We start from the raw sequence: 13,629 nt of genomic DNA, 5'->3' as shown, positions 1-13,629 counted from the left end.
AGGTGTGCTGCAACGTCGACTTCTTCTTCTGTGCCGCGACGAGTCTCGTATCTAACAGGCCCACTCGTCGCGGAGTTTGTCGTTGGCTGACCACCGTTCCCGAGGAAGACGCACGAACATGACTAACGCAGTGATCACCGATCCACCCACGCCGGACATCCGCCCCCGCACGCTGGCCGAGAAGGTGTGGGACAAACACCTGGTAGCCAAGGGCGAGAACGGCACCCCGGACCTCATCTACATCGACCTGCACCTCGTGCACGAGGTCACCAGCCCCCAGGCCTTCGACGGCCTGCGCCTGGCCGGTCGCCCGGTTCGCCGGCCCGACCTGACGATCGCGACCGAGGACCACAACACGCCGACCCTGGCGATCGACCGGCCTATCGCCGATCTCACCAGCCGCACCCAGATCGAAACGCTGCGCCGCAACTGCGCCGAGTTCGGCATCCGCCTGCACTCCCTGGGCGATATCGAACAGGGCATCGTGCACGTCGTCGGCCCGCAGCTGGGCCTGACCCAGCCGGGCATCACGGTCGTCTGCGGCGACTCGCACACCTCCACCCACGGGGCCTTCGGCGCCATGGCGCTGGGCATCGGCACCAGCGAGGTGGAGCACGTCATGGCCACCCAGACGCTGCCGCTCAAGCCGTTCAAGACCATGGCCATCACCGTCGACGGCACCCTGCGTCCCGGCGTCACCGCCAAGGACATCATCCTCGCCGTGATCGCCAGGATCGGCACCGGCGGCGGCCAGGGCTACGTGCTCGAATACCGTGGCAGCGCCATCCGCGCGCTCTCCATGGAGGGCCGCATGACGATCTGCAACATGTCGATCGAGGCCGGCGCCCGTGCCGGTATGGTCGCGCCGGACGCCACCACCTACGCCTACCTCAAGGGCCGCGCCCACGCGCCGGCCGACACCGATTGGGACGACGCCGTCGCGTACTGGGACACGCTGGCCACCGACGAGGGCGCCACCTTCGACGCCGAGGTGATCCTCGACGCCGACACCCTCGAACCGTTCGTGACCTGGGGCACCAACCCCGGCCAGGGCGTCTCGCTCAGCGACACCGTGCCCAACCCAGCCGAGATCGCCGACGCCAACGAGCGCAGCGCCGCCGAACGCGCCCTCGAATACATGGACCTGGCCGCCGGCACCGCGATGAAGGACATCCGCGTCGACACCGTGTTCCTCGGCTCCTGCACCAACAGCCGGGTCGAAGACTTGCGCGCCGCCGCCGAGATCATCAAGGGCAAGTCCATTGCCGACGGCGTGCGGATGCTCGTGGTGCCCGGGTCCGCCCGCGTGCGGATCGAGGCCGAAGCGGAAGGCCTCGACCAGATCTTCCTCGCGTTCGGCGCCGAATGGCGTTTCGCCGGCTGCTCGATGTGTCTGGGCATGAACCCGGACCAGCTGGCTCCGGGGGAGCGCTGCGCCTCCACCAGCAACCGCAACTTCGAAGGACGGCAGGGCAAGGGCGGACGCACCCACCTGGTCTCCCCGCTGGTGGCCGCGGCCACCGCCATCCGCGGCACCCTCTCAAGCCCGTGGGACCTCGTCCAGGACGGCACGCTCGGCCACGAGGCCGTTCCCGCCGTTTTCGTCCCCGCCAGCGTCTAGGAGCAGTCGTCATGCAGAAATTCACCACCGTCACCGGTGTCGCCGTTCCCATGCGCCGCTCGAACGTCGACACCGACCAGATCATCCCCGCAGTGTTCCTCAAGCGCGTCACCAAGACCGGATTCGAAGACGCCCTCTTCTACGGTTGGCGGCAGGATCCTGAGTTCATTCTCAACCAACCCGCCTACCAGAGCCCCAAGGTCCTGGTAGTCGGCGCCGACTTCGGCACTGGATCTTCGCGTGAACACGCCGTCTGGGCGCTGCGCGATTTCGGCTTCGATGTGGTGCTGAGCCCCCGATTCGGCGACATTTTCCGGGGCAACTCGGGCAAGCAGGGCCTACTGGCCGGCCAGATCAGTGAGGACGACGCCGAGACCCTCTGGGGGATCCTCGAGGCGAACCCCGGAATAGAACTGACCGTGGATCTGGTTGCCACTACTGCCAGTGTCGGCGACCTCACAGTCTCATTCGAGGTCGACGAATACACTAGATGGCGACTGCTGGAAGGCCTGGACGACATCGGCCTGACCCTGCGCGACGAAGCGCGAATCGCAGAATTCGAATCCCACCGGGAGCCCTGGCGCCCCCGCACTCTCCCCGCAAGGCAGGTAAATTTGTGATCATCCTCGGCGAAAACAATCAGGTCCGCGAAAACGTTCAAGAGAATGCAGAGCGCGGAAACGCGCAGAGTCACGGAGCCAATGTAGGCCTGGTCGGCGACAAGATCACCATCCGCGGCGGCCGCCCCCTGGTCGGTCGCATCGAGGTCAAGGGTGCCAAGAACCTGGTCACCAAGGCCATGGTTGCCGCACTCCTCGGCGAAACCCCGAGCATCCTGCGTGACGTGCCGAACATCAGCGACGTACGCATCGTGCGCGGCCTGCTCGAGGCCCACGGCGTCAAGGTGACCGAGGGCGACGAGCCCGGCAGCCTGCAGCTGGACCCAGTGGACGTGGAGAGCGCGCACTACGCCGACATCGACGCCCACGCCGGCTCCTCTCGCATCCCGATCCTGTTCTGCGGCCCGTTGCTGCACCGCCTCGGCGAAGCTTTCATCCCCGACCTCGGCGGCTGCCGCATCGGCGACCGCCCCATCGACTACCACCTTGAGGTGCTGCGCAAGTTCGGCGCCGTCGTCGAGAAGCAGGAGAGCGGCATTCGCATGTCGGCGCCGAACGGCCTCAAGGGCACCAAGGTGGAGCTGCCGTACCCGAGCGTGGGCGCCACCGAGCAGGTGCTGCTGACGGCCGTGCGTGCCGAGGGCATCACCGAGCTCAAGAACGCCGCGATCGAGCCCGAGATCATGGACCTCATCAACATCCTGCAAAAGATGGGCGCCATCATCACGGTCGACACCGACCGGGTCATCCGCATCGAGGGTGTCGACAGCCTGCAGGGCTACCAGCACCGCGCCCTGTTCGACCGCAACGAGGCCGCCAGCTGGGCCGCGGCCGCGCTGGCCACCGACGGCGACATCTTCGTCGGCGGCGCCAAGCAGGCCGAGATGCTCACCTTCCTCAACGTCTTCCGCAAGGTCGGCGGCGCGTTCGACATCCACGACGACGGCATCCGTTTCTACCACCCAGGCGGCGACCTCAAGCCCGTCATCATCGAGACGGATGTTCACCCCGGCTTCATGACCGACTGGCAGCAGCCGCTCGTGATCGCGCTCACCCACGCCCACGGCGTGTCGATCGTGCACGAAACCGTCTACGAGCAGCGCTTCGGCTTCGTCGACGCCCTGGTCGAGATGGGCGCCACCATCCAGATCCACCGCGAATGCCTCGGCGGGCACCCGTGCCGCTTCGGTCAGCGAAACTTCAACCACTCCGCCGTCATCGCCGGCCCGACCAAGCTGGTCGGCGCCGACATCGAGGTACCCGACCTGCGCGGTGGCTTCAGCCACCTCATCGCGGCCCTCACGGCCGAGGGAACCTCCACCGTGAGCAACGTGGGAATCATCAGCCGCGGGTACGAGAACTTCATCACCAAGCTGCGTCTGTTGGGGGCTGACTTCGATCTCGAAGGATAATGGCACCGTGCCAGATACAGACGTGCCAGATTCCAACGCGCCAGATTCCCCGTCGTCACCGGTGACGAAGTCCGGCCGGGTGCGCTCCGAGAAGAGCAAACCCTCGATTTTCTGGCTGCTTGCCGTGCTCGTGCTGCCGCCGATGAACCTGGCCGCGCGCTACAAGATCACCGACGGCCACAAGTTCCCCCGTGAGGGCGCGTTCGTTCTCTCGCCCAACCACTACAGCGAGATCGACCCGATCGTGATGGGCATGGTCAGCTGGAAGCTCGGCCGGCTGCCGCGGTTCCTGGCCAAGGCGTCGCTCTTCAAGCTGCCCGTTGCCGGCTGGCTGCTGAAGAGGTCCGGGCAGATTCCGGTGCAGCGTGGTGGTTCGGTGCGCGGCAGCGAGCCCGTCAAGGCCGCCCGTCGGCTCGTCGAACGCGGCCAGATGGTGGTCGTGTACCCGGAGGGGTCCCTCACCCGCGATCCGGGCATGTGGCCCATGCGCGGCAAGAGCGGCGCCGTGCGGATCGCCCTGGAGCAGGGCATCCCCATCGTGCCGGCGGCGCACTGGGGCACCCAGCAGCTCATGGAGCGGTACTCCAAGAAGCTGCACCTGTTCCCGCGCAAGACCATCCTGGTCAAGATCGGCGACCCGCTCGACCTGGCCGAGTTCCGCGGCCGCAACCTCGACACGGCGACGCTGAACGAGGCGACCGCCGTGGTGATGGACGCCATCACCGCCCTGCTCGAGGACCTCCGCAACGAGACCGCACCGGCCAAGCGCTGGAACCCCTCTGAGCACGATCAGAAAGAGACCGGCCGTTTTGAAGCCTAAAGTCCAGCCAGGCACCCGCGTTGCCGTTCTCGGCGCCGGAAGCTGGGGCACCACGTTCGCGAAAATCCTCACCGACGGCGGAGCGGATGTGGTGCTCTGGGCCCGCCGCCCCGAGCTGGCGAAGGAGATCACCGAGGGCCGCCGCAACAGCGACTACCTGCCCGGCATCAACCTGCCCCTGGGCCTCCGCGCCACGTCCAGGCTCGACCTGGCCCTCGCCGGCGCCGATCAGGTCTTCGTCTCCGTGCCCAGCCAGTCCCTGCGCGAGAACCTCATCCAGGCCGAACCGTTCCTGGCGCCCAACGCCATCATCGTGTCGCTGATGAAGGGCGTCGAACGCTCCTCGGGTCTGCGGATGAGCGAGATCATCGAGCAGGTCCTGCCGATCGACCCGGCCCGCATCGCCGCGATCTCCGGGCCCAACCTCGCCCTGGAGATCGCCAAAGAGCAGCCCACGGCCGCCGTGGTGTCCTCGTCGAACCTGGATACCGCGCACGCCGTGGCCCTGTTGGCCACCACGAAGTACTTCAGGTCGTACGTGAACACCGACGTCATCGGCACCGAGTTCGGCGGCGTGCTCAAGAACCTCATCGCCGTGGCGATCGGCATCGTGGACGGCGTCGGCTACGGCGAGAACACCAAGGCGTCGATCATCACCCGCGGGCTCGTGGAGATGACGGACTTCGCCGTGGCCTACGGCGCCCAGCCGGAGACCCTCGCGGGTCTGGCGGGCCTCGGCGACCTCATCGCGACCTGCCAGTCCCCGCTGTCCCGCAACAACACCGCCGGCCGGCTGCTCGGCCAGGGCTACAGCTACAACGACGTCATCGCGCAGATGCAGCAGACCACAGAGGGACTCGCATCCGTGAGCCCGATCCTCGAGTTGGCGCGTGCCAAGGGTGTCGACATGCCCATCGTCGAACAGGTACGCCAGGTGCTGGCGGGTACGCTGAAGCCGCGGGATATTGCGCCGCACCTCACGACTGACTCCGGCGCACCGCAGGGTGAAAGGACCATTGATGACGGACAAGCTCACGGTAGCGCTGCTGTTTGGGGGGCGTTCAAGCGAACATTCGATCAGCTGCGCCACAGCGGGCGGGGTACTGGCCGCAATTGACCGGAACCGCTACACGGTCATCCCGGTAGGCATCACCCGCGACGGCACCTTCGTGCTCGAAGACGACGATCCGACCAAGTTCGCGCTGACCGCCGCCGCCCTGCCCGAGGTCACCGACAACGGGACCCGGGTGCTCTGGCCCGACAGCGCGCGTAGCCGCGAACTCATCGTCGTGGACGACTCCGGCCGCCGGAGCCTCGGCCCGATCGACCTGGTGTTCCCGATCCTGCACGGACCATACGGCGAAGACGGCACCGTGCAGGGGATGCTCGAACTCGTCGACCTGCCGTTCGTCGGCTCCGGTGTGCTCGCGTCAGCGTTGGGCATGGACAAGCACTTCACCAAGACCGTTCTGCAGCACTCAGGGCTGGCCGTGGCCCCCTGGCGAACCATCACCGCGGACGACTGGGCCGACGCGCCGGGGTCGGCTTACGCCGCCCTGGAGGAGCTGGGGCTGCCCGCCTTCGTGAAGCCGGCCAGAGCCGGCTCCAGCGTCGGCGTGAGCCGGGTCGCCAACTCCGACCAGCTGGCCGAGGCGATGGCCGTGGCGCTGGCCGAGGACGACAAGGTGCTCATCGAGGCGGGCCTGGTGGGCCGCGAGCTCGAGGTCGCCGTGCTGCAGGGGCGCCCCGGCGAACCGGCGCATGCCTCCGTTGCCGGTGAGGTCGTCGTCACCGGCCGCGACTTCTACGACTTCGCCGCCAAGTACCTCGACGCTGCTGGCATCGAACTGCTCTGCCCGGCGGACCTCGCCCCGGCGGACCTGGCCGAGATGCAGGACATCGCGGTGCGGGCGTTCGAGGCCATCGACGCCGGCGGCCTGGCCAGGGTGGACTTCTTCCTCACCGCCGACGGCTGGGTGATCAACGAGATCAACACCATGCCGGGCTTCACCCCCATCTCGATGTTCCCCAGCTGCTGGCTGGCCAGCGGGTACACCTACCCGCAGCTGATCGACGAGCTCATCGAGGTGGCCCTAGCCCGGGCAGCGCACAAGCGCCGCCGCACCTCCGCCGTCGTCACCGAGTAACGCAGACGCCGCCACCACTTGCCGTGAAACGCCCCCTTCAGCTGCTTTGAAGGGGGCGTTTGCCGTGAGTCGATGGGTGCGCCCTCCACGACTTTCCGCAGGATTCCCCTTCAGCTGCCCTGAAGGGGGTATTTCCGGCAACTCGATGAGGGGCGCGCGGGCCCGGGCACGGCATCCGCGGCCTCCGCGCGGCGGAGCCCTCCTCAGGGCGCAGGCGTCTCGCTGGGCAGGGTCACGTCGTCGGCGCTGAGGCACTGCTTCGAGGCGGGAACGTTCGCGACGGCCGCGGCGAGGTCGACCAGGGTGGTCGATCCGCTGACCAGCTCGGAGTCGAGGTAGACCTCCGTGGCCGGTTCACGCCCATAGGTGGTGTACCGGTACATGGGCGCCTCACTGTCATCCTCGATCCAGTCGACTCCGTTGATGCTCACGCACGGCAGCGTGGTGGGTCCGGGCACCTCGACGCCGCAGGTGAGCAGCACCGCGCTGGGGTCACCCCAGGCGCCGGTGGCCTGAGCGTTCGTCTCCCGCTCGGGCTGGTCGGCCACGGTCGTCGGCAGGCGCACGATGATGTCGGCGCAGGCGGGGTTCTCCGCATCCGCTGCCGGTTGCATCGGAACCGCGGCGGCACACCCTGTGAGCACAACGGCGGAGGCCGCGAGCAGCAGCGCTGTCGCGGCGCGGACACCGGTGCTGTGGCGGAGCCGGCGAGAGAGGGTGAACTGGAGAGTCATCACATTCAGGTTACCGTTTGAAGCATGACCAATGCTCCCGACCAGACCCTGGCCGACCTCAGCGAGGGCGAGGTGCTCGCCCGCATCTTCCCGCGGCTGCCGCACGCCGACACCGAGTTGCTCGGACCCGGTGACGACGCCGCCGTGCTCTCCGCGGCCGACGGCCGGTTCGTCGTCACCTGCGACATGATGATCCAGGGCCCGGACTTCAGGCTGGCCTGGTCGACGCCGCACGACCTGGGCTGGAAGGCCGCCGCGACGAACCTGTCCGATGTCGCCGCGATGGGCGCGAGGCCCACAGCGCTCGTGGTGGCCATCGCCGCTCCGCCGTCCACACCGATCTCGGTCATCCTCGGCATCGCCGACGGGTTGCGCGACGGCTGTGAAGCGTTGGCTCCGGGCTGCGGGGTCGTGGGCGGTGACCTGTCCGCCTCCGACGCCCTCACTCTCTCGATCACGGCCTTCGGCGACCTCGAGGGTCGGGCGCCCGTGCTGCGTTCCGGTGCCCGGCCGGGGGACATCGTTGCCCACGCTGGACGTCTGGGTGACGCCGGCATCGGCCTCGGGCTGCTGTTCCGCTTCGGGGTGGACGCCGACGGAGTGCCGAGCCGCGCGGCCGCCGATGCCCTCAAGCTGCGCGAGCCCCGGTTCGTCGAGGCGCAACTGGCGCCGGTACCGCCGATCCGGTTGGGCGCTGTCGCGGCGGCCGCCGGAGCGACGGCCATGCTCGACGTGTCCGACGGGCTGGCTATCGATGCGGGCCGGCTCGCGCGGGCCAGCGGCGCCGGCGTCGATTTTGATTCAGCGGCGCTCGGCGACCAGCGGGAGCTGGCCCTGGGCGGGGGAGAGGACCACGGCCTGCTGGCCACCTTCCCGCCCACCGCGGAGCTCCCCGCCGGATTCCGGCGCCTCGGCACCGTCACCGGCGAGTCCGGGATCGTGCTCGTGGACGGTGAGCCGCACACCCAGGGCGGTTGGGACCCGTACCGCGGCTGGGACGGCGCCACCACCTGAGGCACCCTCCCCAACGATGAGCCGGCTCAGGCGGGCGTGACCAGGGCGCGGGCGATCTCCCTCGCCCAGGCTTCGATCTCCGGCCAGTCGCGGAAGTCGCCGGCCGGGATCTTCTCGGCCGCGCCGGGGAACTTTCGAATCACCCGGTGCCCCAGGCTGAGCACATCCGGATCGATGGCTCCGAAGAACACCCGGTGACCGACCGGCCGCACGCTGTTGGTGAAATCGGCGATCTCCGCGGGCACGGTGCTCTCCCGCACATCGGTGCCGTCGGCATCCGTGGTCGCCGATCCGAGCGGGCCGCTGCTGAACAGCCAGACCCGGTGTTCGAGAAGGGTGGGCTGGTAGCGGTGCACGAAGGTCGTGGCATCTTTGAGCCAGTGACCCATGTACACGGCGCTGCCCACCACGAAGGCGTCGAAACCCGCCACATCCTCCGCGTGCGGGGGCTGTGCGGCATCGTAGACGCGGGCGTCCAGGCCGGCGAGGCCGAGTTCGGCGCCGATCCGTTCGGCGATGCCCAGGGTGGCGCCGTACTGGCTGGCACAAACAACCGCTACACGCACAGCGTCGACCTTTCGAATGCGGTGGACGACGGTGCCCACACATCAACCGTAGGCGCAAAAATCCGTTCTGACCAGCCCTCTTCAGGGGTTTCCTACACCGGGCCGGCCACCCCGGCGTACCAGAGGGTGGTGTCGCCGTAGTTCTTGCGGCGTTCCACGACGAGGCCGGGTCCCCAGGTGGGTTCCGGCGACCGGGACGAGCGTTCCACCACCACGAGGGCGTCCGGGTCCAGCAGCGGCGCCAGGGCGGCGAGGTTCGCGGCCAGCTCGGCGTCCGGGAGGTCGTACGGCGGGTCGAGGAAGACCAGGTCGAAGCCGTCGGGGGTGCCGGCCAGGAAGGATTGCACGGCCTGGCTGGACACCGAGATAGCGAGGTTCGCGCCCTTCGGGGCGGCCTTCTGCACCGCGGCGGCGTTCTTACGGCAGGTCTGGCTGGCCGCGAAGCCGTTCTCGACGAGGGTGACGACCCTGGCGCCGCGGCTGGCGGCCTCGAGGCCGAGTGCGCCGGAACCGGCGTACAGGTCGAGCACCCTGTAGTCACGGATGGCGTCGCGGGCGTCGAGTGCCGAGAACAGTGCCTCGCGCACCTGGTCGCTGGTGGGCCTGGTGCCCTTGGCCGGCACGGTGAGGGTGAGGGAGCCGGCGAACCCGGCGACAATTCGCGTCATTTGTCTTCGAGCCTAGCCTTCGCGCGCCATCCACAGTCTGCGGGGTCGGTGCCCGGCGTCGGTGCTGACGTTTAGCATCGGAGTATGACCGGTTCGGATGCCGCCACCTCGCACGGGGACCCCGCCGACGACCCCGGGGCGCTGACCCTCGATTCGGCCCTGCGGGGCGTTCTCGGCCAGGGCCAGGCGACCCTGCTGGACAAGGCCTTCGGCATGGCGACGGTGGGCGACCTGCTCAGCCACTACCCGCGCCGATACGCCCGGCGCGGCGAACTCACCACGCTGGCGGCGTTGCCGCTGGACGAGGCCGTGACAGTGCTGGCCGAAGTGCTGTCCGTGACGGTGAAGAGCCCCGGCAGCCGGCAGCCGGGCAAAAAATCACCGCACCGGACGGAGGTCATCATCTCCGACGGGCGCGGCATGCTCTCGCTGACCTTCTTCAACCAGCCCTGGTTGTCCAGGACCCTGCGCCCCGGCATGCGGGCGATGTTCTCCGGCAAGGTCACGATTTTCAACAAGACCCGTCAGCTCGCCCATCCCGACTACGAGATCGTGCCGGGCAGCGACGACCCCATGGACGCCACGATCTCGCCGGAGGATGCCGCAGAGGCCCGCCTGTGGGCCGACCGGCCCATCCCGATCTACGGTGCGACGGCTGCCGTGACGAGCTGGCAGATCGCCAAGCTGATCGTGAAGGTCCTCGAGAGGCTCGGCCCGGTCGAGGACCCGATCCCCGAGCGGATGCGCCGCGAACGCGGCCTGCTCGAGCACCGGGACGCGCTGCTGCGCATCCACCGCCCCACCACCGACGACGACTGGAACGAGGCCAGGGAGACGCTCCGCTTCACTGAGGCGTTCGTGCTGCAGTGCGTGCTGGTACAGCAGCACACCGAGCACCGCGCCCTGCGGACCCGGTCGCGGCAGCCGGTCCCCGGCGGTTACCTCGAGCGGTTCGACGCGACGCTGCCGTTCGCCCTCACCGTCGACCAGGAGATCACCGGCGCCGAGATCCTGCGAGACATTGCCCTGACCGCCCCGATGAACCGGCTGGTCCAGGGCGAGGTCGGCTCCGGCAAGACCGTCGTGGCCCTGCGCGCCATGCTCGCGGTGGCGGACTCCGGCGGCCAGGCGGCGCTGCTGGCCCCCACCGAGGTGCTGGCCGGGCAACACCTGCGCTCGATAGCCCGCATCCTGGGCCCCGACCTCACCGCCGAACTGATGCCCACCCTGCTCACCGGGCAGCTCCCCGTCGCCGAACGGCGGAAGGCACTGCTGCGCACGGTGTCCGACCAGGCCCGCATCGTGATCGGCACACACGCCCTGCTCAGTGACACCGTCGGGTTCTTCGACCTCGGCCTGGTCGTCATCGACGAACAGCACCGTTTCGGCGTCGACCAGCGCGAGGCCCTGCGACAGAAGGCCGAACTGCCGCCGCACGTTCTGGTGCTCACCGCCACGCCCATTCCCCGCACCATCGCGATGACGGTGTTCGGTGACCTCGACGTGAGCACCATCGCCATGCTCCCGTCCGGACGCCCGGGGATCGAGAGCTTCGTGGTGCCCCTCGACGAAAAACCGGCCTGGGTGGTGCGGGTGTGGCAGCGGGTGTCCGAGGAGCTCGCGCTCGGCCGCCAGTGCTTCGTGGTGTGCCCCGCGATCGCGCCGAAGAAGCTCGAACAGGGCGAGGAGATCGACTTCGACGCCACCCCGATGACCACCGTCGAAGAGCTCAACGCCGAGCTGCACCGGCATCCGCTGCTGCGGGATGCCCGGATCGAACCGCTGCACGGCGCCATGACCGCCGACGAGAAGGACGACACCATGCGGGCCTTCGCGGCCGGTGACATCCAGGTGCTCGTGGCCACCACCGTCATCGAGGTCGGCGTCGACGTGCCCAACGCCTCGGTGATGGTCGTGATGGATGCCCACCGCTTCGGCGTGTCCCAGCTACACCAGTTGCGCGGCCGGGTGGGCCGCGGCGGCGTGCCCGGGCTATGCCTGCTGGTGACAGCGGCGCCGTCGGGGTCCCCGGCCCGGGACCGCATCGAGGCCGTCGCGAACACCCTCGACGGGTTCGTCCTGGCGCAGGTCGACCTCGAGCAACGGCAGGAGGGCGATGTGCTCGGCCGCTTCCAGTCCGGCGGCCAGTCGTCGCTGCGCCTGCTCCGCGTGGCGACCGACGGCGACATCATCGCCGACGCCAGGACCGCCGCCCGCGAACTCATCGGCGGGGACCCGGAGATGCGCACCATGCCGGCGTTGCGGGCGGCCGTGCGCCGCCGGCTCGACGACTCGGAGCGCGCCGCGCTCTCCAAAGGCTGAACGGGTCACCGTCAGCGTCTGAACGTCTGGGAAATCCGGCCGGACCGGGCAGCGGGCGCTGCAAGCTGGCGCTAGGGTGAACCGTATGCGCAGGATCGCCGTCGTACCTGGTTCATTCGACCCCGTCACACTGGGGCACCTCGATGTGATCCAACGAGCGGCGGGACTGTACGACGAGCTGCACGTTCTTGTGGTGCACAACCCGGCCAAGTCGGCGCTTCTGCCGATCACCCAGCGGGTCTCCCTCATCGAGCGGGCGATCATCGAGGCCGAACTGCCGGGAAACATCATCGTCAGCTCCTGGAGCATGGGCCTGCTCGTCGACTATTGCGTCGACGTGGGCGCCAGTGTGCTGGTCAAGGGCATCCGCTCTCAGATCGATGTGGCCTACGAGACCCCGATGGCCATCGTGAACCGCAACCTCGCGGGCGTCGAAACCATCTTCATGCTGCCGGACCCCGCTCACGCCCACGTGTCCAGCTCCCTGGTGCGTCAGGTTGCCGCCCTCGGCGGTGACATCGCCCCGTATGTGCCGCCCGCCGTCGCGGCCTTTCTGAATCGACCGCTCGCATGAACGCATTTCCGGGACGTTGGGTCTCGGAGTCGGCCGTGGCCGGCACGACCACCGTCGGTGCGGCATCCCGCAGCGCCATCGACGGGGACGGTGAAACCGACGTGGCTCTCGCCGACGTGCAGGGAGCCGCCCTCGCGATCATGCGCAACGTCGAGTCCGTCATCGACGGCAAGCATTCGGCCGTGCAGATCGCGCTCACGGTGCTCCTCGCCGAGGGACACCTCCTCATCGAGGACGTGCCCGGAGTGGGCAAGACCATGCTCGCCAAAGCGCTCGCCAAGTCCGTGGACTGCAGCGTCAGCCGCATCCAGTTCACGCCGGACCTGCTGCCCTCGGATGTGACGGGTGTGTCGATCTACAACCAGTCCGAGCGGCGGTTCGAGTTCAAGCCCGGCGCCATCTTCGCGAACATCGTGATCGGCGACGAGATCAACCGGGCCAGTCCCAAGACCCAATCCGCGCTGCTGGAGTGCATGGAGGAACGCCAGGTCACCGTCGACGGACACAGCTATCCGCTGGCGCGCCCGTTCGCCGTCGTCGCCACCCAGAACCCCATCGAGATGGAGGGCACCTACGCCCTCCCCGAGGCCCAGCGCGACCGTTTCATGGCGCGCATCTCGATGGGTTACCCCGACCCGGCCTCCGAACTCTCGATGCTCGACTCCCGCGACCTGACCAGCCCGCTGTCCAGGATCGACGCCGTGGTCACCGGCCCCCAGCTGCGGGGCATGATGTCGGCCGCACGGAGCGTGTTCGCCTCCGGGGCGGTCAAGGAGTACGCCGTCGCCGTGGTGCGGGCCACCCGGGACGACCGCGACCTGCGGTTGGGGGCGAGCCCGCGGGCTACCCTGCAGCTGATCAGGGCCGCGAAGGCCCAGGCGGCTCTGCACGGCAGGGAGTATGTGCTTCCCGACGACATCGACTCGCTAGCCGTCGCCGTGCTCGGGCACCGTTTGGTGCCCACCACCCGGGCACTGGGCCATCGATCGCAGGACAGCGCCCTGCTCATCGAGGAGACGATCAGGCGCATCCTCGCGGCCACGCCCGTGCCGACGGGGTCGCAGGGCCGCCTGTAGCGGGCGGCACACTATCGGAGTCATCATGGGCCATAGATGCAGGTGGACGTGACGC

At 68.7% G+C, this 13,629-nt stretch carries 13 protein-coding genes; 10 read left to right on the top strand and 3 right to left on the bottom strand.

The window, feature by feature from the left end:
• Nucleotides 1-118 precede the first annotated feature (118 nt).
• The 6 genes from leuC (at nucleotide 119) to E3O60_RS15200 (ending at nucleotide 6,620) form a co-directional block, all read left to right on the top strand.
• Nucleotides 119-1,621 (top strand): 3-isopropylmalate dehydratase large subunit, encoded by a 1,503-nt coding sequence (leuC, locus tag E3O60_RS15225; RefSeq protein WP_134408351.1) that lies wholly within the window; start codon nucleotides 119-121, stop codon nucleotides 1,619-1,621.
• Between the two features lie 11 nt (nucleotides 1,622-1,632).
• On the top strand, nucleotides 1,633-2,241 hold the full coding sequence (leuD, locus tag E3O60_RS15220) for a 3-isopropylmalate dehydratase small subunit (protein WP_134498528.1): 609 nt from the start codon (nucleotides 1,633-1,635) through the stop codon (nucleotides 2,239-2,241).
• 89 nt (nucleotides 2,242-2,330) lie between these two features.
• Nucleotides 2,331-3,653: a UDP-N-acetylglucosamine 1-carboxyvinyltransferase gene (gene murA, locus E3O60_RS15215; protein WP_165787962.1), complete on the top strand. Its 1,323-nt coding sequence runs from the start codon at nucleotides 2,331-2,333 to the stop codon at nucleotides 3,651-3,653.
• 7 nt (nucleotides 3,654-3,660) lie between these two features.
• The gene (locus E3O60_RS15210) at nucleotides 3,661-4,473 is read left to right on the top strand and encodes a 1-acyl-sn-glycerol-3-phosphate acyltransferase (protein ID WP_241993285.1); all 813 of its coding nucleotides are present in this window, start codon (nucleotides 3,661-3,663) and stop codon (nucleotides 4,471-4,473) included.
• The gene (locus tag E3O60_RS15205; RefSeq protein WP_134498526.1) at nucleotides 4,463-5,590 is read left to right on the top strand and encodes an NAD(P)H-dependent glycerol-3-phosphate dehydrogenase; all 1,128 of its coding nucleotides are present in this window, start codon (nucleotides 4,463-4,465) and stop codon (nucleotides 5,588-5,590) included. Before E3O60_RS15210 ends, E3O60_RS15205 begins: the two co-directional genes overlap by 11 nt.
• A complete protein-coding gene (locus E3O60_RS15200; protein WP_134408350.1) occupies nucleotides 5,493-6,620 on the top strand; it encodes a D-alanine--D-alanine ligase family protein in 1,128 nt (375 codons plus the stop codon). The genes E3O60_RS15205 and E3O60_RS15200 overlap by 98 nt, the downstream gene beginning before the upstream one ends.
• 203 nt (nucleotides 6,621-6,823) lie before the next feature.
• On the opposite strand, the gene E3O60_RS15195 is transcribed toward E3O60_RS15200, so the two are convergent.
• Nucleotides 6,824-7,354: a DUF3515 domain-containing protein gene (locus E3O60_RS15195; protein WP_103460009.1), complete on the bottom strand. Its 531-nt coding sequence runs from the start codon at nucleotides 7,352-7,354 to the stop codon at nucleotides 6,824-6,826.
• A 24-nt stretch (nucleotides 7,355-7,378) separates the two neighbouring features.
• On the opposite strand from E3O60_RS15195, the gene thiL reads away from it, so the two are divergent.
• Nucleotides 7,379-8,368: a thiamine-phosphate kinase gene (gene thiL, locus E3O60_RS15190; RefSeq protein WP_088456505.1), complete on the top strand. Its 990-nt coding sequence runs from the start codon at nucleotides 7,379-7,381 to the stop codon at nucleotides 8,366-8,368.
• A 26-nt stretch (nucleotides 8,369-8,394) separates the two neighbouring features.
• Here the strand turns inward: thiL and E3O60_RS15185 are convergent, their stop codons facing one another.
• Both E3O60_RS15185 and rsmD read right to left on the bottom strand, forming a co-directional pair.
• A complete protein-coding gene (locus tag E3O60_RS15185) occupies nucleotides 8,395-8,973 on the bottom strand; it encodes a flavodoxin domain-containing protein (RefSeq protein WP_241980042.1) in 579 nt (192 codons plus the stop codon).
• 53 nt (nucleotides 8,974-9,026) lie between these two features.
• A complete protein-coding gene (gene rsmD / locus E3O60_RS15180; protein ID WP_088456504.1) occupies nucleotides 9,027-9,602 on the bottom strand; it encodes a 16S rRNA (guanine(966)-N(2))-methyltransferase RsmD in 576 nt (191 codons plus the stop codon).
• Between the two features lie 84 nt (nucleotides 9,603-9,686).
• Between rsmD and E3O60_RS15175 the strand changes: the two genes are divergently transcribed.
• The 3 genes from E3O60_RS15175 (at nucleotide 9,687) to E3O60_RS15165 (ending at nucleotide 13,574) form a co-directional block, all read left to right on the top strand.
• Complete coding sequence (locus E3O60_RS15175) at nucleotides 9,687-11,924, top strand: ATP-dependent DNA helicase RecG (protein WP_134498524.1); 2,238 nt, start codon at nucleotides 9,687-9,689, stop codon at nucleotides 11,922-11,924.
• 85 nt (nucleotides 11,925-12,009) lie between these two features.
• Entirely contained in the window at nucleotides 12,010-12,498 is a 489-nt protein-coding gene (gene coaD / locus E3O60_RS15170; RefSeq protein WP_088456502.1) for a pantetheine-phosphate adenylyltransferase, read from the top strand.
• A gap of 140 nt (nucleotides 12,499-12,638) precedes the next feature.
• Nucleotides 12,639-13,574: an AAA family ATPase gene (locus tag E3O60_RS15165; RefSeq protein WP_370028266.1), complete on the top strand. Its 936-nt coding sequence runs from the start codon at nucleotides 12,639-12,641 to the stop codon at nucleotides 13,572-13,574.
• The last annotated feature ends 55 nt before the right edge of the window (nucleotides 13,575-13,629 follow it).

Source organism: Cryobacterium sp. TMB1-7 (assembly GCF_004402435.1).
GTDB classification, from domain to species: Bacteria; Actinomycetota; Actinomycetes; order Actinomycetales; family Microbacteriaceae; genus Cryobacterium; species Cryobacterium zongtaii.
The sequence above is the reverse complement of the archived record's forward strand: the minus strand, read 5'-3'. Positions and strand labels throughout refer to the sequence as shown.